The organism is Streptomyces sp. NPDC017993 (assembly GCF_044328065.1).
Lineage (GTDB): Bacteria > Actinomycetota > Actinomycetes > Streptomycetales > Streptomycetaceae > Streptomyces.
This window is the reverse complement of sequence record NZ_JBIRGO010000002.1, coordinates 24,558-44,931: the sequence shown is the minus strand read 5'-3', so window position 1 is coordinate 44,931 and position 20,374 is coordinate 24,558. Positions and strand designations below refer to the sequence as shown.

Below are 20,374 nucleotides of genomic sequence, written 5' to 3'. Positions count from 1 at the left end.
CCGAGCCCGGGGAGCCGCACGGCGGCCCGGACCGGCGGGCCGGGCCGCGCCTGGCGTGCCGGACGATCAGGCCGCGTCGGCCGCCGCCTGCAGCGCGGCGATGTCGATCTTCTTCATGCCGAGCATGGCCTTCATGGCGCGCTGGGCGCGTTCCTGGTCCGGGTCGTTCAGCAGCTCTTCCATCCCGGTGGGGGCAACCTGCCAGGACAGGCCGTACTTGTCCTTGAGCCACCCGCAAGGGCCCTTCTCGCCGCCGTCGGAGAGCTTCTCCCAGTAGTAGTCGATCTCGTCCTGGTCGGCGCAGTTGATCAACAGCGAGATCGCTTCGGAGAAGGTGAAGTCCGGGCCGCCGTTGATCGCGGTGTATTCCTGGCCGTCGAGCAGGAAGTTGACGGTCAGCACCATGCCGGCCTCGCGCGGGCCCGCTTCGCCGTAGTAGGTGATGTCCTTGACCTGGGAATTGGGGAACACCGAGACGTAGAACTCGGCGGCTTCCTTGCTCTGGGTGTCGAACCAGAGGTTGGGCGTGATCTGGGGCATGACTGGCTCCTGGTGTCGTCGGCCTGCGTGTCGTCACCAGTTCTGACGGTCGCACCGACCGAAAGTCATCGCCAGCGGGGCGGTGAATTCGCCGGGTGCCGGGCGGCCCCGGGTCACTTCCAGGTGAAGCTCACGTCCCGGGTGTCGAGGTGCATGCCGAGCGGCACCCGCCAGGCGTCCACGCACACCCGCCAGCTGCCGGTCCGCTTCTCCCCGGGGTCGAGGGGCAGCGGGAGCCGGTGGGTGGAGCGGAGGGTGGCCCAGTCGACGCCGAGGCCGCCGATGACATGGGTGCCGAAGGAGACGGTGCCCGAGGTGACCGGGTGCTTGCCGGTGTTGAGGAAGTCGAGGGTGACCTTCTCGCACCAGCGGACGTCCGTACCGGCCAGGTCCTTCGCACCGATCAGCAGCCCCGCGGGCGCACCGGGACCGGCCGGCAGGGCGGGCGAGGGCGGCTCGGGCGCGGGGGAGCCGCTTCCGGGGGAGTCCGGGGGGCCGCTCGCACCGTCGGAGGGGCCGCCCGCGCCGGATCCTTCCGGCGGGGACGAAGAGCCGGGAGGGGCGTGGGGGGAGTCGCCGTCGTTGCCGCCGGCGTCCTCCGAGGAGGGGGCAGGAGGGGAAGAGGAGGCGCCCGGGGTGCTTCCGGGGCTGCCGTGAGCGTCGCGAGAGCCCGCAGCCGCGCGAGATTCCGGCCCGGTGTGCGGAGCGCCGTCGCCGTCGCCGTCCAAAGGAGTCAGCTCGACCCCGGCGTCCGGTGGTACGGCCTTCGTCGGCGCCCGTCCGTCCGCGGGACCTGCCGCGCCCACCGCGGCATAGCCCTCCTCGGCCGCGCTCCCGCAGCCGGTGAGCAGAACTCCCAGGCACAGCAAGGCCGCCGAGGCGGAGGCAACAGTCGTCGTCCGTCGCATCGGGCCAGTGTTGCTGACGATGCGTCAGGTGTACAGATGTCGTACGGCGCCCCATGGGTGTGCCGTACGGCCATCTTCAGCTGTCCGCCGAGCGGCGCGAGGAGCCGTCCCCTCGGCGGACCTGACCTCAGTCGGCGATGAGCCCTTCGCGCAGCTGCGCCAGGGTGCGGGTGAGAAGCCGGGAGACGTGCATCTGGGAGATGCCGACCTCCTCGCCGATCTGGGACTGCGTCATGTTGGCGAAGAAGCGCAGCATGATGATCTGGCGCTCCCGGGGCGGGAGTTTGGCCAGCAGCGGCTTGAGGGACTCGCGGTATTCCACGCCCTCAAGCGCGGTGTCCTCGTAGCCGAGGCGGTCCGCGAGGGAGCCCTCGCCGCCGTCGTCCTCGGGGGAGGGGGAGTCGAGGGAGGAGGCGGTGTAGGCGTTGCCGACCGCCAGGCCGTCGACGACGTCCTCCTCCGACACCCCGAGGGCCAGGGCCAGTTCGGGGACGGTCGGGGAGCGGTCGAGCTTCTGCGCGAGTTCGTCGCTGGCCTTGGTGAGGGCGAGCCGGAGCTCCTGGAGCCGGCGGGGCACCCGCACCGACCACGACGTGTCGCGGAAGAAGCGCTTGATCTCGCCGACGACGGTCGGCATCGCGAACGTCGGGAATTCCACGCCGCGTTCGCAGTCGAAACGGTCGATCGCCTTGATCAGGCCGATCGTGCCGACCTGGACGATGTCCTCCATCGGCTCGTTGCGGCTGCGGAAGCGCGCCGCGGCGTAGCGGACGAGCGGGAGGTTCAGTTCGATCAGGGTGTCGCGGACGTAGGTCCGCTCCGCGCAGTCCTTGTCGAGCGTGGCCAGCCGCAGGAAGAGGGAGCGGGAGAGCGTGCGGGTGTTGATGGCGTCGTCGTCGTGCACGTGTGGTGCAGGCGCGGGAATCGCGGGAAGCACCTTCGAGCTGCCCAGTTCTACGGACATGCCACCCCCTTGAGGTCGCGGGTCGGGTCGCTGCAGCGTCCCCGGACCGAGGCGGACCGAGGAGTGATGCCTCCACCTGAATACCGGAGGCAGCGCCACGGCAAACGCGGTTCCTGCAGAATGTCACATGTCGGCAACACGCTGTAGCGCCAAGTCGACATATCTGCGCGGGGAGGTCGCTCGTCCCGGTTAGGCTTCGATCCTGTTTGCGGATCGCAGCCGGGCGAAGCTCCGCGACAGTAGCCGCGAGACATGCATTTGCGACACCCCCAGCTCCGCGCTGATCTGTGACTGCGTCAGATTGTTGTAGTAGCGCAGGAGAAGGATTCGCTGTTCGCGCTCGGGCAACTGCACCAGGAGATGGCGTACGAGGTCCCGGTGCTCGACGCCGGCCAGCTCGGGGTCCTCGTATCCGAGGCGGTCCAGCAGGCCTGGCAGGCCGTCACCTTCCTGGGCGGCCTCCAGTGAGGTCGCGTGGTAGGACCGGCCGGCCTCCAGACAGGCCAGGACCTCGTCCTCGCCGATCTTGAGACGCTCGGCGATCTCGGCGGTGGTGGGGGACCGGCCGTGCAGCACGGTCAGATCCTCGGTGGCCCCGTTGACCTGCACCCACAGCTCGTGGAGGCGGCGCGGGACATGCACGGTGCGGACATTGTCTCGAAAGTAGCGTTTGATCTCGCCGACGACGGTCGGCATCGCGAAGGTCGGGAACTGCACGCCGCGGTGCGGGTCGAACCGGTCGATGGCGTTGATCAGCCCGATCGTGCCGACCTGGACGACGTCCTCCATCGGCTCGTTGCGGCTGCGAAAGCGGGCCGCGGCATAGCGGACAAGGGGAAGGTTCGCCTCGATCAGCGCGGCACGGACCCGGGTGTGCTCAGGGGTGCCCGCTTCGAGACCCGTCAGTTCCGCGAACAGCACCTGCGTGAGCGCCCGCGTGTCCGCGCTTCGGCTCTCGCGGGATGGAGCCTTGGGCGCAGTACGGGCCGTCACGGTCACGCCACCCTTCACAGTGCATGTATCCGGCAAAAGCGGTCATAGCATCACAAGACATGTGCACTGTGTGCAAGCACCCCATAACTCCGTGTTGACTGCCGAGTTGGAGGGTGCGAGAGGTGTGTGTTGTTGCGGGTGTGGCATGCCACGGAGGCCGGTGGGGGCTGGGTGACACGTGGGGTGCCACAGGAGCGCTTCGCGCAGCCATTCCGAAGGTGAGCGGGGTGAGTGGGCCGCGAGGGCGCGTGCGGGCCGCAGGGGGGCGCGCCGCGGAGCGTGTGCGCCGTCTCGGGGCACCTCGGCTGGCATGACGAAGCCCCGCGCCCGTAGGGGCGAGGGGCTCGGTGTGCGCAGGCTCCGCGCTCAGAACTCGTAGTCGGCGATCACCCAGGTGGCGAACTCGCGCCACTGTCCGGCGGCCGCCTGGTGGGCCGGGTGCTCCACGTAGCGCTTGAGGGCGTCGGTGTCGGTCACGGCCGAGTTGATCGCGAAGTCGTAGGCGATCGGGCGGTCGGTGATGTTCCAGGCGCACTCCCAGAACTGCAGCTCCGGGATCTGGCCTTCCAGTTCCGCGAACGCGCGGACGCCCGCCTGCACCCGCTCCTCGTCGCGGGAGACACCTTCGTTGAGCTTGAACAGGACCAGGTGGCGGATCACTGGGGCCTCCGTGCGGCGGACGATGCGCAGCCGGACCGGCCGGCCGGCTGGGGCGCCCAGCGGGTCAGGCGACCAGCTGGGTCATGAACTCGCCGACGCCCTGAGCAGCGGACGAGATGCCCTCGAAGCCTATCTGGACGAGATCGGCGGCCCGTCCCGGGGACGTGATGATCGTGTAGAGCACAAAGACGATGACCAAATACAGCGCGATCTTCTTCGCTTGCACCATCAGTCCCGTCTCCCCTGCGGCAGTACCTGCAGTTCCCGAATGCAGTCGGGCGAGTGTAACCACAGGTGTTCGATCGTGGCAGGCCCGGCCATCGCCGCCCGGTCCGGGGGGCGATGGCCGCCCTCCGCCGGCTCCCGGAGAGCCGGGGACCAAAGTCCCACCAAGCGGGGCCTTTCGGCTGCCTGTTGAGGGGACGCCGACGGGCACGATGGAAGAGGTGGCCGACGGACCTGGCAGGAGTCCGCAGGCCCCGGACCGGCCTCACTGCGGGGTCCGTGCCGCGCCCCCGAGCGCGGCGCGGGCTCGAGGCCCGTCCACTCGGGGGAGACGGCTGCCCACGGCGCCCGTCTCCCCCGCCCGAAAGGGCCCCCGCCTGCAACCACCCGCACGGCGCCCCGCGTCTCCCACCCCGCAGGCCCTAAAAGGCATCATGTACGCGACAGATTCAGGCGTGGCGGTACGGCAGTGAGCCGGGCGACGCGCGGGGACAACGGGACGACGAAGGGATCACGCGGCCCGATGAAGCGCGACAGGGATTCGCGTGGCCACGCGCACCCACGGCACCTCACGTGCGGTGCCGTCGTACCCGCCGTCCGGCAAGGCGCCGGCCGGCCCGGGAGTCCCGCCCTCGCGCGTCCCTCCGCTCGCCGTGCTCCATATCGCGCTGGGCAAACGGCTGTTCGGACTGCGCGGCAGTCGAGCAGTTCTCGACACGGACGGCACAGCGCCCCGCACCCGGAGGCCCCGCTCTCCACCGGAGCGCTTCGCACCCGCCCGTCGCGGCTGACCGGACATCCGAGGGGGAAGGAACCTTCACCATGAACTCCACACACCGGCATACGGATTCACCACGCGCCGAAGCGCTGCGAGCCACCGGCCGCCTGCCGCGCCGCCGGCCGACTGTCGTCCTGGCGCTGCTGCTCGGCCTGTTCGCCGCGGCCGCCGCCCCGGCCGTCGCAGCGGGCCGCGCCGAGGCCGCACCGCGCACCGCGCCCGCCGCCCGGCACGCGACCGTGGACGCCCGCCCGGCCACCTCCGCAGCCGGCGCCGTACGTGCGGCCCCCGCGGCGCCCCTCACCTCCTCCCACCGTTCCTCTTCGGGGCATCACTCCACGCACGCCCGGACGGTCTTCAAGTCCAAGGGGTCCAAGGGATCCAAGGGGATCAAGGGGAGGTCGGGCAGCCGTGGCTTCTTCAAGAAGGGCGGCATCGTCGCCCTGGTGGTGGGCATCATCTTCCTCGGTCTCCTGGGCCTGGTCATCTGGCTGGTCTTCCGCTTCATCCGCCGCGCGGCGAGCCGGCGTAACGACTGACGTGCCCTTGCCGGGTGGCCGCGGGGGCGCGCCCCCGCGGCCACCGCCGGCCCGCATCAGTAACCGCAGCTGGCCGTCGCGTTCGGTCCCGTGGCCGTGGCCGTCTTCGCCTGCGCGCCGTCCACGGACACCGAGCAGGTCGCGGTGCCGCCGCCCGCGCCGAGGGTGATGCTGAGCGCGCCGCCCTTCACCAGCCCCTCGGCCTGCATTTCCTTCGTCCACGGCAGGGTTCGCGCGGTCGCCTGACTGGTGGACATGTCCTCGTCCCGCCAGGTCGAGTAGGTGATGGCGACATCCTTCGCGTCCCCTGTGACCTCGTAGCTGACCTGCACCGTCTTGGTGATCTCTTCCGTGACGTCGGACACCAGAACCGCGACGGCGGCCGCGCAGCCACCGACCAGCAGCAGACAGAGCCCCAGCACCACCCAGGGCCACGCCCGTTTCCGCGGCTGCCCCGGGCCGCCGGGCGGTGCTCCGTACGGGGGAGGCCCCCCGGCCGGCGGACTCCAGCCCCTCTGGTGCGGCGGCGTGGGCCGGCGGGGGCCCCATCCCCGGCCCTGCCCCTCCCGGCCCGGTTCGGGGCCCTGCCCCGGACTCCGTTCGCTCATGCACTCAAGGGTCAGCCGGTTTGCCGGTGCCCGCGAGTTCACGCGGAGGGAGGTGTCTGCGGCCGGGCGGGCGAAGGTCCGAGGCCGAGCGCCACCTGAGAGGGGACCGGCACAGTGGCCGGGACCGCGACCGGGCACGAGGAAGGCCCCGGGCCCCAGGCACGACAAAGGCCCCGATCCGCAGGGGATCGGGGCCTTCACCTTCAGAGCGGTAGCGGTGGGATTTGAACCCACGGAGGAGTTGCCCCCTCACACGCTTTCGAGGCGTGCTCCTTCGGCCGCTCGGACACGCTACCGAGAGAGAGCTTAGCCCACAGGGGGCCGTGCTCCGAAATCGGATTCCCGGCAGCGGTGACCGCGGGCCTCAGCGGCCGCGGAAGAAGGCGGTGAGCAGGGCGGCGCAGTCGGCTTCGAGGACGCCCGTGATGACTTCGGGGCGGTGGTTGAGGCGACGGTCGCGAACGACGTCCCACAGGGAGCCGGCCGCGCCCGCCTTGGCGTCGCGGGCGCCGTAGACGACGCGGTCGACCCGGGAGAGCACGATCGCACCCGCGCACATCGTGCACGGTTCGAGGGTGACCAGCAGGGTGCAGCCGGTCAGCCGCCACTCTCCGACCGAGCGGGCAGCCGCGCGCAGCGCGAGGACCTCGGCGTGCGCGGTCGGGTCGCCGGTCGCCTCACGTTCGTTGTGGCCGGTGCCGAGCACCGTGCCGTCCGCGGACAGCACGACGGCACCCACCGGGACATCACCGGTCCCGGGGGCGCGCGCGGCCTCGTCCAGCGCCTGCCGCATCGGTGCGATCCAGGGATCGCGCAGCGGGTCGGGGGCGGAGGACTGCGAAGGGGCGGATGGAGGCCAGGTCATGTCCCCAGTGTCGGGGACGGGACCTGGCGGAGTGATCCGGTGCCGGCCCCGACGCCGGGGTCGGCACCGGATGCGGGGACGCGCCGGGCCCGGTGTCGGTGACAGGGGCCCGGCGGGTGGCGGGGGCGTGGCCCGGCGGCTGTCAGCGCACGGCTTCCAGGACATCCGTGCAGCCCAGGGAGTCGGCGATGGTGGAGAGGGCGTCGCCGTCGAGGGCGAGCAGCTCCTTCACGCTGACACCGAGGTCGGTCAGCAGCTCGGGATCGCCGAGCGGGCCGGGTGGCGGTACGAGGCCGCCCGATTCGCTTACCGCGTCTTGGGGGTCGCTGTCATCAACGTTGTCGTCCGATTCGGGTTCGCCGTCCTCCGTGCCGTCCAGGTCGAGGGTGTCGAGGTCGGCCAGATCGTCCTCATCTCGGCCGAGGAGCTCGTCGGTCAGCATCGCGCCGTACGAGCTTCGGGCAGCGGCGGCGGCGTTGGAGAGGAAGATCCGAGGGTCTTCCTCGCCGTCCACCCGGATGACGCCGAACCAGGCGTCCTCCTGTTCGATGAACGCCACCACTGTGTCGTCGTCGACCGCCGCCTCTCGGGCCAGATCGGCCAGATCGGACAGGGTCTCCACATTGTCGAGCTCTGTATCGCTCGCTTCCCACCCGTCTTCGGTGCGCGCGAGCAGTGCGGCGAAGTACACCGTGACTCTCCCACTGGTCATAGGCGTGCCGGGCCGGGCGGGGCGACGCTGGCTGCGCCGCGGGTCCCGCCCCTTCGGAATCGTGGCAGAAAGTGCGCGCTCGCGCGGGGTCTTCGGCGCTGCGTCGTGCGGCGGTTCTGCGAGATGTCGCTCACGTGCAGGAGCGCGGACGGGGGCGCGGAGGCGTCCGGCTACCAACGGAAGGTGCGCATCCGCATGGCCTGTCGCATCCGTGCGGCCCGTGCGCGGCGCGGCTGGACGCGGTCGCGCAGCTCCTTGGCCTCGTGCAGTTCACGCAGGAACTGTGCCCGGCGCCTTCGGCGCGCCGCGTCGTTTTCGACGCCGTGGGCGGCGGATATGGCGTCCTTCGTGTCGTCGCTCCGCTTGCGGTCGGGCACGCGTACACACCACCCCTGGAGGAGGTCCTCGCCCGATGCCGAGCCGACAAATCGAGCGTACGTGCCCACTTTCCCTCGATCTGGTGGTTTGATGCCAGCGATGCCGTGAAGCCGGTCCGGCTGCTGGGGCGCGGTGGGCTCGGCTGCTTCTCTTCGGCACGCGGGGCCATGTCGTTCGTGCACCGACAACTCGGTAGGACGCGAAAAGCTGAAACTCCGAGTGGACGGGAGCCGGCATTGAGGCCCGTGGCCGGGTCTGGCGGGGAGGTCGCAGGGTCGGGCGCCGTCGGCAGACGGCACCGGTAGCCTGGTTGGTTGCGGGTCGCTTCTGCGGCCGTTGTGGCAGAACAGACCCCCTGGAGGATTTTGTGCGTTTGCATGTCGTCGACCACCCGCTGGTGGCGCACAAACTCACCACTTTGCGCGACAAGCGCACCGACTCCCCGACCTTCCGGCGGCTCGCCGACGAGCTGGTCACCCTGCTCGCCTACGAGGCCACCCGTGACGTGCGCACCGAGCAGGTCGACATCGAGACCCCGGTGACGGCGACCACCGGTGTGCGGCTCTCGCACCCCCGGCCGCTGGTCGTCCCGATCCTGCGGGCGGGTCTGGGCATGCTGGACGGCATGGTCCGGCTGCTGCCCACCGCCGAGGTCGGCTTCATGGGCATGGTGCGCAACGAGGAGACCTACGAGGCGCACACGTACGCGACGCGGATGCCCGACGACCTCTCGGGTCGCCAGGTGTACGTCGTGGACCCGATGCTCGCCACCGGCGGCACGCTGGTCGCGGCGATCCGCGAGCTGATCAAGCGTGGCGCGGACGATGTCACCGCCATCTGCCTGCTGGCCGCGCCGGAAGGCGTCGAGGTCATGGAGCGGGAGCTGGCCGGCTCGCCGGTGACGGTGGTCACCGCGGCGGTCGACGAGCGGCTGAACGGCGACCGCTACATCGTGCCGGGGCTCGGTGACGCGGGCGACCGGATGTACGGCACGGCGGGCTGAGCCTCCGCGCCGCTTTTCCTCGACCACTGCTCGGGCCCCTCGCCGTTGATCGGCGAGGGGCCCGGGTGCGTGTGCGGGACGGGCGGTGCGGTGTCAGCACTTGCCGCCCGTTGAGGGCCGCGGGGACGGCTGGGTGAGCAGCGCGAGGGACTTCTGTGCCTCCTGCGGCTTGGCCAGTTCCTTGAAGCCGTCGCCGATGAGGAGGTCGAGCTCGGCGCCCTTGCGGTCGTCGGTCTTCTGTTCGACTCCGGCGAGCTGGGTGGCCAGTACCTTCAGAGGGCCGTCGACCGCGGACTTCGGGCCGAGCAGTATCCCGGCGCCCTTGATCTTCTTGTCGTAGGCCGCCGGGGCGTTGCCCACCTTGCCGATCTTGAAGCCGCGCTTCTTCAGCTCGTCGGCGGTGCTCTTGGCGAGACCGCTGCGCGGCGTGGCGTTGAAGACGTTGACGGTCAGCACGGCGGGCTTGGGCAGCGGACCGGTGGCGGCGGGTTTGACGTGCGAGCCGTTCACGGTGTCGCCGGTCCGGCACTTCGCCTTGCCCTGGGCGGCCTGGGCGGTACTGCTCCTGCCGCCGAAGACATCGATGAGCTGTAGGGACCCCCAGCCGGCCAGCCCGAGGACGCAGGCCGCGGCCACGATGGTCAGGACGATCCGGCGGCGGTGTCGGGGACGGCGCATCCGCGGGTACCTGTCGCCCGTGATGCGGTACTTCTTACCGCCCATGCCTGGGGGCGTCAGCATGCTCATGGCCGCAGCGTAGTGCGGGCGAGGGGCCGTGCCTACTAAATGATCAATGCGTGGCGTGAGACCCCACCCAAAAGGATCAATTTGGGCAGGTGAATGCCGGGTGAGGGCGGCGTGGCTGCTGGGGCGTCAGTCCAGTTCGAGTACGCGGGCGTGCAGGACCTGGCGCTGCTGGAGGGCGGCGCGCACGGCGCGGTGCAACCCGTCCTCCAGGTAGAGGTCGCCCTGCCATTTCACGACGTGCGCGAAGAGGTCGCCGTAGAAGGTGGAGTCCTCGGCGAGCAGCGTCTCGAGGTCGAGCTGCTGCTTGGTCGTCACCAATTGGTCGAGGCGTACCGGGCGCGGGGCGACGTCCGCCCACTGGCGGGTGCTCTCCCGGCCGTGGTCCGGGTACGGCCGCCCATTTCCGATGCGCTTGAAGATCACACGGAAAGCCTACCGGGCAAGCGGCACCGGGCGCAGCCATGCCGCAGGACTGCAAAGCGGGAGAAGTGGGGGAAGTGGAGCAAAGCGGGAACGGTGGGTGGGGGTGGGCCCTGGTTCACGGCCGTGGTGATCGCCGGGGGCCGTGTCGTCCCCGGTGCCGCTGTCGCGCGGGCAGGTGACACGAACGAGCGACCGCGTGTCGCGCGGGTGTGGGTGCGGCCCGGCCGCTGAAGCCGTGCCGGTGCCCGGGTGTCACCACTTGAGGGCGTCGGCGCGGCTCGACTGCCAGTACGTGACGCGGGCGGTGTTGTGGTTGACGTGTACCGGTGGCCCGCTGTCCAGGCCGACCTGTGCCGGGTCGGTGCGGGCGGCCAGGGCGACGCCGAACTGGGAGATTTTCTTGCCCTCGCCGCCGGAGCCGTCGGCGGCGGCGGTGGTGATTCCGGCGTACGCGGTCCGGTCGGGCGCCAGGGCGACGACGGCCTGCGGCTTGCTGGCCTCGATCACCGGGGTGGCGGTCCGCTGTTCGTCGTGGAACCGCAGGAGCGGGTACGGCTGGGCGGCGAAGGTGCACGTCCGGTCGGAGAGGTTGGTGACGGCCAGCACCATGTGGCCGGCCGGTCGGTGGACCCCGCCCGCGTGGAATCCGAGCATGTCGGGGGTGCAGGCCGGCCGGTCGCCGGGTCTGGAGCCGGAGGGGGTGGGACCGCCGTCGGAGGTGTCGGGCCGGGAGGTGGCCGGCTCGCTCCGGCCGGTACCGGCCTCCGGTGTGGAGGGGGCGGCGGGGGCCGCTCCGACGGGTTTGCCGGTATGGCCGTGGCATGCGGTGAGCGACAGTGCGGTGGCGGCGAGCAGCGCGGCGGCGGACAGGCGGCTGCCGCGGCGGGAGGTGGCGGCGAGGGCGGTGAATCGCATGGGGTCCCCCGGGGACGTACGGCAGGCCCGGCCCGCGGCGGTGCGGGGCGGTGGCGTGGGGATGATGGTCGGCGGTGGCACTGCTGATCGGCTAACGCGTGGCTAACGCGGCTGGAGTGGCGCGGGAGGCTCCGGGGGCCTGCCTGCCCGGTTCCGTCCGGGCTCCTGCCGGGCGTACCTGACGAAAGTCAGGGGTCGGTCCTGTCGAACGGCAGCGGTGCAACGTGCCCCGGTGTCCCTAGCGTTCCGATCCGCATCGGCCGATGCGGACACCGGCACACGAGGGGAGAGCACCGTGCTCGGGCTGCGGGAACGGAAGGACGAGAGGCGATCACGCGGGGTGGCGCCGGGGGACGGCGACGCCGCCGGGGTGCCGCGGAGGCGACCGCCCGGCCGTTGGCTGTGGGGAGTCGGCACCGTGCTGCTGGTTCTCGCCGTGCACAGCAACTGGCATGTGGCGCTTGCCGCCTGGCTCTTCCCGGTCTTCCTGCTGCGCTACGGGCGGCTGCGTCCGGCCCGTCACGGGCTGCTCCGCATCGGCTGGGCGTCCGCGTCGGCGACGCTGCTGTGGCTGGTCTCCACGGGCATGGTGTTCGTGCCGTCCGTGGTGGGTCTGTTCGCGGTGCTCGCGGTGCTGCAGACGCTGCCGTTCGTCGCCGACCGGCTGATCGCGGTGCGCAGCCGGTCGGTGCTGACGACGCTGATCTTCCCGACGGTGCTGGTCAGCGGCGAGTATCTGTTCGCGGAACTGGCCGACTTCGGGGACTACGGCGTGCTGGGCTTCACCCAGCACGGGTTCCTGCCGCTGGTCCAGCTCGCCTCCGTCACCGGCGTGTACGGCGTGAGCTTCGTCGTGGCGTGGACCGCGTCCATGGCGCACTGGGTCTGGCAGGGCGGGCTGCCCCGGCCGCGGATCCGGCGCGGTGTGCTGGTGTGGGCCGGGGTGCTGGCGGTGGTGCTGGGCGCCGGCGGCGTACGCCTGCTGTTCTTCGCGCCGGTGACGGACACCGTACGGGTCGCGGGGGTCAGCGCGGGGCGGGCCGCGGAACAGGACACGCGCCGGGCGCTGGACCGGATCGACCCCGAGGGGTGGCGGCCGCGGTCGGTGGCGGGGGCTGCTCCGGAGCGGGTGCGGAAGGCGCTGGCCCCGGTGGCGGACGACCTGGTGACGGCCACCGACCGTGAGGCGCGGGCCGGCGCGCGGATCGTGGTGTGGCCGGAGACGCAGGCCGGGGTGCTGGAGAGCGATCAGCGGCGGCTGCTCGGGCGGGTGGCGGCGATCGCCCGTGAACACCGGGTGTACGTCAACGCGGCCTACGGCCTCTATCTCCGGCACGCCCCCTACGTGCGGAACGTCGCCGTCCTGGTCACACCGGAGGGCAAGGTGGCCTGGACGTACGACAAGGCGCATCCGACGCCCATGGAGACGATGACGCCGGGCAGCGGCAAGGTCCCGGTGGCGGACTCGCCGTACGGGCGGCTGGCCACGGTGATCTGTTACGACGCCGACTATCCGGACCTGATGCGGCAGGCGGCGGACAAGGGTGCCGACATGATGCTGGTGCCGGCCAACGACTGGGCGGGCTTCGAGTCGCTGCACGCCCAGCGGGCCGTCTTCCGGTCCGTGGAGTACGGCTATGCCATCGTCCGCCAGTCGGTCAACGGGGTCGCCACCGCGGTGGATCCGCAGGGTCGGGTCCTGGGCATGGCGGACTACTTCACCGGCGACCGCCAGACGCTGGTCGCCGAAGTGCCGGTGCAGCGGCGGACGCAGACCCTCTACGGCGAGATGGGGGCGGTGTTCGCGGTGCTGTGTGTTGGCGGGTCCGTCGTGGTCGTGGCCCTGGGGCTGCTGTGGCGGCGGGGGCGGCGCCCTGAGGCGAGTGCCCCGGGGGTCACCACGTCCTGAAGCGAAGGGAGTTGGCTCCTACTCCTGGAGTGCAGCGCAGTGCAGGGCAGAGCGGGGTGCCCGGCCCTCCGTGTCGATACAGTCCCGGGACCGCAGCACCATCACGAGGGGGAAGCGCAATATGCAGCGAGTGGAACGCATGGTCCAGGTGGGCGAGATCGCGTTGTGGGCGGAGGAGTTCGGCGATCCGACGGATCCGCCGGTGCTGCTCGTCATGGGTTCGATGTCTCAAGGGCTGCTCTGGCCGGAGGAGTTCATCGGCCTGCTGGTGGCGGGCGGGCGCCGCGTCATCCGGTACGACCACCGGGACGTCGGGCGCTCGACCTCCCGGGATTTCGCCGCGCACCCCTACACCTGGCGCGCGGTCAAGGACGACGCGGTGGGGCTGCTGGACGCCCTCGGCATCGAGCGGGCGCATGTCGTCGGTCACTCGGCGGGCGGTCTGCTGGGCCAGTGGCTCGCGGTCGAGCACCCCGAGCGGGTGGCCACGCTCACCGCGATCGCGTCGTCACCGCTCGGCGGGCGCGAGGGGCAGGTGCTGATGCGGGCGCTGACCGGTGAGCCGCAGCCGGCGGGCAGCCTCCCTGGGCCCGCGCCGGCCTTCGTCGAGCTGTTCACGAAGGCGGCGGTGAGCCCGCCGCCCGAGGGGCAGGCCGGGCTGATCGACTTCCAGGTGGAGGTGGCCCGGATGCTCCACGGGACGGTGCTCCCCTTCGACGAGGACGCCCAGCGCCGGTTCGAGGAACTGCTGTGGGACCGGGCGGCGGATCCGGCCGCGGTCGGCAACCACCGGCTCGCCTGGGCCGCCGACCCCGAGCACGAGCCGGCCGGCGCCCTGGGCGGCGTACGGGCCCCGACGCTGGTCGTCGAGGGGACCGAGGAGCCGGTCAAACCGGGGCACGGGCGGTTGATCGCCGAGGCGATCCCCGGGGCCGGCTTCCTCGCCGTCGAGGGGATGGGGCACACCCTGCCGCCCGAGGTGCACGAGGAGCTCGCCGGCGCGATTCTCCGGCACATCGACCGGGACCCGGCCGGCGGCGTCTAGGCGATGAGGGCGGCCTGCTGTGCGACCGGCAGGCCGCCCTCATCGTGCCCGCAGACCTCTTCGACCCCGTGTATCCCCCACGCCGGGAACGGATCGTCGGCGGCTGCGGGGTCCGGCTCGTCGGCCGCGAGAAGGCAGGCGGTCAGGGCGGCGTGCAGGGGTTCCGGCCGCAAGTGGGTGCCGATGAAGACCAGTTCCTGGCCGTACCGGTACTCCTCCGAGGCGTCCGCCCCGGGCTCGCCGCCCGCGTCCTCCATGCCCGAGGGCTCGAAGCGGGCGACCGCGCCGGCCTGGGACCACAGCCCGGCGATCCCGGGGCGGGTGGCGAGCCGGAAGAAGCCCTTGGAGCGCAGGATGTCGCCGTAGCGGCCGCTGTCCAGATCCTCGGTGACGAAGTGCCAGAGGCGGCCCGGGTGGAAGGCGCGGCCGGCCCGGAAGACGGTGCTGGAGATGCCGTACTCCTCGGTCTCCGGCACATGGTCGCCGTTGAGTTCCCTGACCCAGCCGGGCGCCTCCTGGGCCCGCTCCAGGTCGAACCGGCCGGTGCCGAGCACCTCGGCGGGCGCCACCCGGCCGCGCCGGGCGGGGATGATGCGCGCCGCGGGGTTGAGGCGGGTGAGGGTGGCCCGCAGGCGCAGGACGGTCTCGGTGTCGACCAGGTCGGTCTTGTTGAGCACGATGACATCGGCGAACTCGACCTGGTCCATGAGGAGATCGCTGACCGTGCGCGTGTCGTCCTCGTACTGGTCCAGGCCACGCTCGGCCAGCCCGTCGCCGCCGGTCAGTTCCGGGAGGAAGCCGGCGGCGTCGACGACGGTGACCATGGTGTCGAGCCGGGCGAGGTCGCCGAGGGTGGCGCCGTCGTCGCGGGGGAAGGCGAAGGTGGCGGCGACCGGCATCGGCTCGGAGATGCCGCTGGACTCGATCAGCAGGTAGTCGAAGCGGCCTTCGCCGGCCAGCCTCGCGACCTCCTCCAGCAGGTCGTCGCGCAGGGTGCAGCAGATGCACCCGTTGGTCATCTCGACCAGCCGCTCCTCGGTGCGGGAGAGCGCCGCGCCACCGCCGCGGACGAGCGCGGCGTCGATGTTGACCTCGCTCATGTCGTTGACGATGACGGCCACGCGCAGACCGTCCCGGTTGCCCAGGATGTGGTTGAGCAGGGTGGTCTTGCCCGCGCCGAGGAATCCGGAGAGCACGGTGACGGGCAGCCGGGGGTGCGCCATGGCCGGTCAGTCCCTCGGGTCGATCAGGCCGAGCCGGACGGCCTTCACCAGGCGGCGGGGTACCTGGTACACCGAGCCGTCGACGGTGACGGGCACCAGCGCGGGGACGGTGGCCTTCCACTGGGCGCGGCGGTGGCGGGTGTTGCTGCGGGAGAGCTTGCGCTTGGGTACGGCCATGGTGGTCCGGGCCTCCTTCGGGGCGGGCGGTCGTCCGGAGGCTATATGAAAATGGGTCCCATTTCCAAGTGGGTGGGGTGGGAAGGCGAACGCCCGGGGCGGCCCTGTCAGGGGCCGCCCCGGGCGCTGTGGTGCCGGGGGAGCGTGGACCGGGGGGCACGCCGGCGGATCAGGCGTCCGGCGCGTCCCCCGAGACCCTCAGATCGTCGAGGTGTCGATCACGAAGCGGTAGCGCACGTCGCTGGCGAGCACCCGCTCGTACGCCTCGTTGATCTGCGACGCGTCGATCACCTCGATGTCCGAGGCCAGCCCGTGCTCACCGCAGAAGTCGAGCATCTCCTGCGTCTCGCGGATGCCGCCGATCATCGAACCGGCGATCGACCTGCGCCGGGGGATCAGCGCGAACGGCGCGAGCTGCAGCGGCTTCTCCGGGGCGCCGAGCTGGACCAGCGTGCCGTCCGTCGCGAGCAGACCGAGGTAGGCGTTGAGGTCGAGGTCGGCGGAGACGGTGTTGACGATCAGGTCGAAGGTGCCGGCCAGCGCCTCGAAGGTGGCCGGGTCGGAGGTGGCGTGGTAGTGGTCGGCGCCGAGCCGCAGGCCGTCGTCCTTCTTGCGGAGCGACTGGCTCAGCACGGTGACCTCGGCGCCCATCGCGTGCGCGATCTTCACGCCCATGTGGCCGAGGCCGCCCAGTCCGACGACGGCGACCTTCTTGCCGGGGCCGGCCTTCCAGTGGGCGAGCGGGGAGTACAGGGTGATGCCGGCGCAGAGCAGCGGGGCGGCGGCGTCCAGCGGGATGCTCTCGGGGATCCGCAGGGCGTAGTTCTCGTCGACGACGAGGTGGGTGGAGTAGCCGCCGTAGGTGGGCTCGCCGTCACGGCCGGTGGCGGCGTACGTGCCGACGTTGCCGAGCTCGCCGGTGCAGTACTGCTCCAGGCCGGCCAGGCAGTTCTCGCACTGGCGGCAGGAGTCGACGAAGCAGCCGACGCCCACCCGGTCACCGGTCCGGTAACGGGTGACCTCGGGGCCGACCTCGGCGACCACGCCGGCGATCTCGTGCCCGGGGACGATCGGGAAGGTGCCGCCGTCTCCCCACTCGGCTCGCACGGTGTGGATGTCGGAATGGCAGATACCGGCGTACTTGATGTCGATCAGGATGTCGTGGGCACCCAGCTCGCGGCGCGGAATCGTGGTCCGCTCCAGCGGTGCCTTCGGGGCGGGTGCGGCGTACGCGGCGACAGAGGTGTGGGTCATGCCATCGACAATGCGGCAGGTCAGAGGCCTTAGCCAGGGCCCCCTTGTGCCTATGCACGGTGGTCCTACCACTGCCAGGACCACCCTGCCTGGGCGTGTTTCGCGGCCGGACGCATACTGCCGTCATGGACCGGAGCACCGAATTGAGCGAGTTCCTGCGCTCCCGGCGGGCCCGGTTGCGGCCCGGTGACGTCGGGCTGCCGGAGCACGGCGGGCGGCGCCGGGTGCCGGGACTGCGGCGCGAGGAGCTGGCGCAGCTCGCCGGGGTGAGTGTGGCGTATTACACCCGCCTGGAACAGGGCCGTGGCCGAAACGTCTCGGCCGCTGTTCTGGACGCCATCGGCACCGCGCTGCGGCTGACCGGTGCCGAGCGCGACCACCTCGCCCACCTGGCCCGTCCGGTCTCGCGGCGGGTGCGGTCTCCCGGTCGGTCCGGGAGCGGTTGCGGTGTGGGGTCGCCGCTGCGGGTGCGGCCCGCCGTGCAGCAGCTCATCGACGCGATGGAGGGCGTCCCGGCCTGCGTCGTCGGCCCGCGGCTGGACGTCCTCGGCTGGAACCGGCTCTCCTTCGCCCTGCTCGGTGACTTCTCGGCGCTGCCGCGGGACCGGCCCAACCTGGCCCGGCAGGTCTTCCTCGATCCGGCCGCGCGCAATCTCTACGACGACTGGGCGGCCAAGGCCGCCGATGTCGTCGGCTATCTGCGGCGGGACGCGGGGCGCTGCCCCGAGGACCCCGAGCTGACCTCGCTGATCGCCGAACTGTCCGACAGGAGCCGCGAGTTCCGTCGGCTGTGGGCCGCGCACGAGGTCCGGGACAAGGGCTTCGGCGTCAAGGTGCTCAACCATCCGCTGGTCGGACGGCTGACGCTGGCGTACGAAGTCCTGACGCTGCCTGCCGACCCCGGACAACAGCTGTTCACCTATCACGCAGAACCGGCGTCGCCTTCGGCCGCGGCGCTACGGCGGCTGGCGGCGGCGGCGCCGGCCGGGGCCGTGGCGGGGGCCTGACGCAGGGCGGCCGACCGGGAGCGAGGGGGGCGAGTCCGCCGTGCCGGCCACGGCCTGGAGGGGGATGGGCGGCCGTGGCGGAAGCCGTCTTCAGCTTCGCTTAAGGATCATTGCGCCATGGTGACCACAGGTGCTCGCCGAGCGCCTGACGGCCGCGGGAGTGCCCCGCGGCCGGGTGTGGCATCGCCCCGTCAGTGTCGACGTGGCGGCCGTGCCACCCCTTGACCCGACCACACCACGCGCCCGTCAGGGCGAGTAGGAGGCAGGCCACCACCATGCAGCAACTCACCGCTCATGCCCGCACTTTCGAGCGCCGCTGCGCCGAGCGCGGCGAGGACTTCGAGAGGTTCGAAGCCGGGCAGTCACCGCAGGCCCTGTTCATCACGTGCTCCGACAGCCGTGTCGTGCCCTCGCTGATCACCGGGGCCGGCCCCGGCGACCTCTTCGAGCTGCGCACCGCGGGCAACATCGTCCCCGAGTACAGCGAACAGCGCCCCGCGGGCGAGGCGGCGACCATCGAGTACGCGGTGCGTGTCCTGGGCGTGCGGCACATCGTCGTCTGCGGCCACTCCCATTGCGGAGCGGTCGGCGCCGTGGTGCGTGGCGACGACCTCAGCGGCGCGCCGGCGATCCGGGGCTGGCTCGACAGCGCCGCGCCGCAGCAGCTTCGGGACGCGGGTGCCGAGTGGGCGGGTGCCGGGCCCGACCTCGCCGAGGCCGTGCAGCGGCACGCCGTGGCGCAGGGCGAACGGCTGCGGGCCTACCCGTGCGTACGGGAGGCGATGGACGCCGGGCGACTGACGCTGGACGTCTGGTTCTACGAGGTGCACACGGGAGCCGTGCGCAGCCATCGGCCGGAGACGGGGGCCTTTCAGCCGCTGTAGTGCGGCAGCCGCGCGTTCGCGCACGGCAGTGCCGCCCCGCCCCTTCCCCTCACCGTTTCCGGAGGAACCGGAGTTTCCATGCTCAGCTCAGGCAAGACCCCGATACCGAAGTTCTCCCTACCGACGTTCTCCGCCCTCAGCCCCGACACGCTGCGGCGTGACGTTCTCGCCTCGCTCGTCGTCTTCCTCGTCGCCGTCCCGCTGTGTGTGGGTGTCGCCGTCGCGTCCGGCGTACCCGCCGAACTCGGGCTGATCACCGGCATCGTCGGCGGTCTCGTCGTCGGCGCTCTGCCGGGCAGTTCATTTCAGGTCAGCGGGCCCGCGGCCGGTCTGACCGTCCTTGTCCACGAGGCTGTGCAGCAGTACGGGCTCGCGGCGCTCGGCGCCATCGTTCTCGCCGCAGGTGTGCTGCAGATCGCCCTCGGCGCGCTGCGCTTCGGCCGGTGGTTCCGGGCGATATCCGTCGCCGTGGTGCAGGGGATGCTGGCCGGGATCGGCCTCATCCTCGTCTTCGGCCAGGTCTACGCCATGGCCGACGTCGCTCAGCCCGGCAGCGGACCGGCGAAGATCGCCGGGCTCCCCGGGCTCGCCGCCGAGCTGGTCAGCAACCCGCAGGCCGCCACCGCGTTCGCCGTCGGGGCCGGCACCCTCGGCCTGCTCCTGCTGTGGAAGTGGATGCCCGAGAAGGTCCGCAAGGTGCCGGGCCCGCTGGCCGCCATCGCCCTCGCCACCGTCGTGACGGCCGTGTTCGGCCTGCCGATCGCGAAGGTGGAGGTGCACGGCCTGCTGGAGTCCATCCAGCCGCCCGGGCTCGGCGAACTGGGCGGTCTCGCCGGGCTGTCCATCCTCGGCACGGTGCTCGCCTTCACCCTCATCGCCTCCGCCGAGAGCCTCTTCAGCGCCGCGGCGGTGGACCGGATGACCGACGGAGCGCGGACCGACTACGACAAGGAGCTGATGGCGCAGGGCGCGGGCAACGCCCTCTGCGGTGTGCTCGGCGCGCTGCCGATGACCGCGGTGATCGTGCGCAGTGCCACCAACGTCCAGGCCGGTGCCCGCACCAAGCTTTCGCGCATCCTGCACGGTGTCTGGCTGCTGCTGTTCGCGGCGCTGCTGCCCGCCGCGCTCGGCGTCGTCCCGCTCGCCGCTCTCGCGGCGGTGCTGGTGCACGCCGGGGTGAAGCTGGTGCCGGGCCGACAGCTGGTGTCGATGTGGCGGGAGCATCGCGGTGAGGCGGTGATCCTCGTGGTCACCGCGGGCGCCATCGTCGTCGCCAACATGTTCGAGGGTGTGCTCCTCGGGCTGCTGCTCGCCGTCGTCAAGACCGCCTGGGAGACCTCCCATGTGCAGGTGGACGTACGGGAGTTGACCGGCGGCCGGATCATCGTCGCGCTCACCGGAAACGCGACGTTCCTGCGGCTGCCCAAGATCCTGGACGCGCTGGAGGAGCTGCCCCGGGACAAGCCCGTCGAACTGGACCTGACGGAGCTGCGGCACCTGGATCATGCCTGCCGTACCGCCCTGGACGGCTGGGCCGCACAGCACAACGGCGCGGAGCCGGTGGTTGGGGCTCCGGTGGCCACGGCGGGTGCGGGCCGCGCCGCCGGGTAGCGGGAG

The 20,374-nt window shown here is 71.7% G+C and carries 23 protein-coding genes and 1 tRNA gene; 7 read left to right on the top strand and 17 right to left on the bottom strand.

What is annotated here, in order from left to right; all coding sequences use genetic code 11:
- Positions 1-66 precede the first annotated feature (66 nt).
- From ACH4FH_RS03250 to ACH4FH_RS03225, 6 genes are all read right to left on the bottom strand, one after another.
- The gene (locus tag ACH4FH_RS03250) at positions 67-540 is read right to left on the bottom strand and encodes a VOC family protein (RefSeq protein WP_398554024.1); all 474 of its coding nucleotides are present in this window, start codon (positions 538-540) and stop codon (positions 67-69) included.
- 113 nt (positions 541-653) lie between these two features.
- A complete protein-coding gene (locus tag ACH4FH_RS03245; RefSeq protein ID WP_398554023.1) occupies positions 654-1,448 on the bottom strand; it encodes a hypothetical protein in 795 nt (264 codons plus the stop codon).
- A gap of 127 nt (positions 1,449-1,575) precedes the next feature.
- Entirely contained in the window at positions 1,576-2,412 is an 837-nt protein-coding gene (locus ACH4FH_RS03240) for an RNA polymerase sigma factor SigF (RefSeq protein WP_393892912.1), read from the bottom strand.
- A gap of 189 nt (positions 2,413-2,601) precedes the next feature.
- Positions 2,602-3,411: an RNA polymerase sigma factor SigF gene (locus ACH4FH_RS03235; protein WP_398554022.1), complete on the bottom strand. Its 810-nt coding sequence runs from the start codon at positions 3,409-3,411 to the stop codon at positions 2,602-2,604.
- Positions 3,412-3,771: 360 nt separating this feature from the next.
- A complete protein-coding gene (locus ACH4FH_RS03230; protein WP_398554021.1) occupies positions 3,772-4,065 on the bottom strand; it encodes a Dabb family protein in 294 nt (97 codons plus the stop codon).
- Positions 4,066-4,129: 64 nt separating this feature from the next.
- Complete coding sequence (locus ACH4FH_RS03225; protein ID WP_393892909.1) at positions 4,130-4,294, bottom strand: hypothetical protein; 165 nt, start codon at positions 4,292-4,294, stop codon at positions 4,130-4,132.
- Between the two features lie 818 nt (positions 4,295-5,112).
- On the opposite strand from ACH4FH_RS03225, the gene ACH4FH_RS03220 reads away from it, so the two are divergent.
- Positions 5,113-5,607, top strand: a complete 495-nt coding sequence (locus tag ACH4FH_RS03220; protein WP_398554020.1) for a hypothetical protein — start codon at positions 5,113-5,115, stop codon at positions 5,605-5,607.
- A 56-nt stretch (positions 5,608-5,663) separates the two neighbouring features.
- On the opposite strand, the gene ACH4FH_RS03215 is transcribed toward ACH4FH_RS03220, so the two are convergent.
- The 5 genes from ACH4FH_RS03215 to ACH4FH_RS03195 all read right to left on the bottom strand — a co-directional run bounded on the left by ACH4FH_RS03215 (position 5,664) and on the right by ACH4FH_RS03195 (position 8,169).
- Complete coding sequence (locus ACH4FH_RS03215) at positions 5,664-6,032, bottom strand: MmpS family transport accessory protein (protein WP_398554019.1); 369 nt, start codon at positions 6,030-6,032, stop codon at positions 5,664-5,666.
- Between the two features lie 392 nt (positions 6,033-6,424).
- Positions 6,425-6,511, bottom strand: a tRNA-Ser gene (locus ACH4FH_RS03210).
- Positions 6,512-6,579: 68 nt separating this feature from the next.
- A complete protein-coding gene (gene tadA, locus ACH4FH_RS03205; RefSeq protein ID WP_398554018.1) occupies positions 6,580-7,080 on the bottom strand; it encodes a tRNA adenosine(34) deaminase TadA in 501 nt (166 codons plus the stop codon).
- 142 nt (positions 7,081-7,222) lie between these two features.
- Positions 7,223-7,771 (bottom strand): hypothetical protein, encoded by a 549-nt coding sequence (locus ACH4FH_RS03200; RefSeq protein WP_398554386.1) that lies wholly within the window; start codon positions 7,769-7,771, stop codon positions 7,223-7,225.
- A gap of 191 nt (positions 7,772-7,962) precedes the next feature.
- The gene (locus ACH4FH_RS03195; protein ID WP_398554017.1) at positions 7,963-8,169 is read right to left on the bottom strand and encodes a hypothetical protein; all 207 of its coding nucleotides are present in this window, start codon (positions 8,167-8,169) and stop codon (positions 7,963-7,965) included.
- 368 nt (positions 8,170-8,537) lie between these two features.
- Between ACH4FH_RS03195 and upp the strand changes: the two genes are divergently transcribed.
- Positions 8,538-9,173: a uracil phosphoribosyltransferase gene (gene upp / locus ACH4FH_RS03190; protein WP_398554016.1), complete on the top strand. Its 636-nt coding sequence runs from the start codon at positions 8,538-8,540 to the stop codon at positions 9,171-9,173.
- A 93-nt stretch (positions 9,174-9,266) separates the two neighbouring features.
- Here upp and ACH4FH_RS03185 read toward each other — a convergent pair whose 3' ends face one another.
- The 3 genes from ACH4FH_RS03185 to ACH4FH_RS03175 form a co-directional block, all read right to left on the bottom strand.
- Positions 9,267-9,920 carry a LytR C-terminal domain-containing protein gene (locus ACH4FH_RS03185; protein ID WP_398554015.1) on the bottom strand — a complete coding sequence of 218 codons (654 nt, stop codon included), beginning with the start codon at positions 9,918-9,920 and terminating at the stop codon, positions 9,267-9,269.
- 126 nt (positions 9,921-10,046) lie between these two features.
- On the bottom strand, positions 10,047-10,343 hold the full coding sequence (locus ACH4FH_RS03180) for a type II toxin-antitoxin system VapB family antitoxin (RefSeq protein WP_004943146.1): 297 nt from the start codon (positions 10,341-10,343) through the stop codon (positions 10,047-10,049).
- A 252-nt stretch (positions 10,344-10,595) separates the two neighbouring features.
- A complete protein-coding gene (locus ACH4FH_RS03175; protein ID WP_398554014.1) occupies positions 10,596-11,258 on the bottom strand; it encodes a DUF4232 domain-containing protein in 663 nt (220 codons plus the stop codon).
- Positions 11,259-11,676: 418 nt separating this feature from the next.
- Between ACH4FH_RS03175 and ACH4FH_RS03170 the strand changes: the two genes are divergently transcribed.
- Both ACH4FH_RS03170 and ACH4FH_RS03165 read left to right on the top strand, forming a co-directional pair.
- The gene (locus ACH4FH_RS03170) at positions 11,677-13,167 is read left to right on the top strand and encodes an apolipoprotein N-acyltransferase (RefSeq protein ID WP_398554013.1); all 1,491 of its coding nucleotides are present in this window, start codon (positions 11,677-11,679) and stop codon (positions 13,165-13,167) included.
- Between the two features lie 139 nt (positions 13,168-13,306).
- Positions 13,307-14,212 carry an alpha/beta fold hydrolase gene (locus ACH4FH_RS03165; protein ID WP_398554385.1) on the top strand — a complete coding sequence of 302 codons (906 nt, stop codon included), beginning with the start codon at positions 13,307-13,309 and terminating at the stop codon, positions 14,210-14,212.
- Here the strand turns inward: ACH4FH_RS03165 and ACH4FH_RS03160 are convergent.
- The 3 genes from ACH4FH_RS03160 to ACH4FH_RS03150 form a co-directional block, all read right to left on the bottom strand.
- Positions 14,209-15,435, bottom strand: coding sequence for a GTP-binding protein (locus tag ACH4FH_RS03160; RefSeq protein ID WP_398554012.1), 1,227 nt, complete (start codon positions 15,433-15,435; stop codon positions 14,209-14,211). The genes ACH4FH_RS03165 and ACH4FH_RS03160 overlap by 4 nt on opposite strands.
- Positions 15,436-15,441: 6 nt before the next feature.
- Positions 15,442-15,612, bottom strand: a complete 171-nt coding sequence (rpmF, locus tag ACH4FH_RS03155) for a 50S ribosomal protein L32 (protein ID WP_398554011.1) — start codon at positions 15,610-15,612, stop codon at positions 15,442-15,444.
- Positions 15,613-15,810: 198 nt separating this feature from the next.
- Positions 15,811-16,866: an NAD(P)-dependent alcohol dehydrogenase gene (locus ACH4FH_RS03150; protein ID WP_398554010.1), complete on the bottom strand. Its 1,056-nt coding sequence runs from the start codon at positions 16,864-16,866 to the stop codon at positions 15,811-15,813.
- A 125-nt stretch (positions 16,867-16,991) separates the two neighbouring features.
- On the opposite strand from ACH4FH_RS03150, the gene ACH4FH_RS03145 reads away from it, so the two are divergent.
- The 3 genes from ACH4FH_RS03145 to ACH4FH_RS03135 all read left to right on the top strand — a co-directional run bounded on the left by ACH4FH_RS03145 (position 16,992) and on the right by ACH4FH_RS03135 (position 20,368).
- Positions 16,992-17,873, top strand: coding sequence for a helix-turn-helix transcriptional regulator (locus ACH4FH_RS03145; RefSeq protein WP_398554009.1), 882 nt, complete (start codon positions 16,992-16,994; stop codon positions 17,871-17,873).
- A 275-nt stretch (positions 17,874-18,148) separates the two neighbouring features.
- Positions 18,149-18,757, top strand: coding sequence for a carbonic anhydrase (locus ACH4FH_RS03140; protein WP_398554008.1), 609 nt, complete (start codon positions 18,149-18,151; stop codon positions 18,755-18,757).
- 78 nt (positions 18,758-18,835) lie between these two features.
- Positions 18,836-20,368 (top strand): SulP family inorganic anion transporter, encoded by a 1,533-nt coding sequence (locus tag ACH4FH_RS03135; protein WP_398554007.1) that lies wholly within the window; start codon positions 18,836-18,838, stop codon positions 20,366-20,368.
- Positions 20,369-20,374 lie beyond the last annotated feature (6 nt).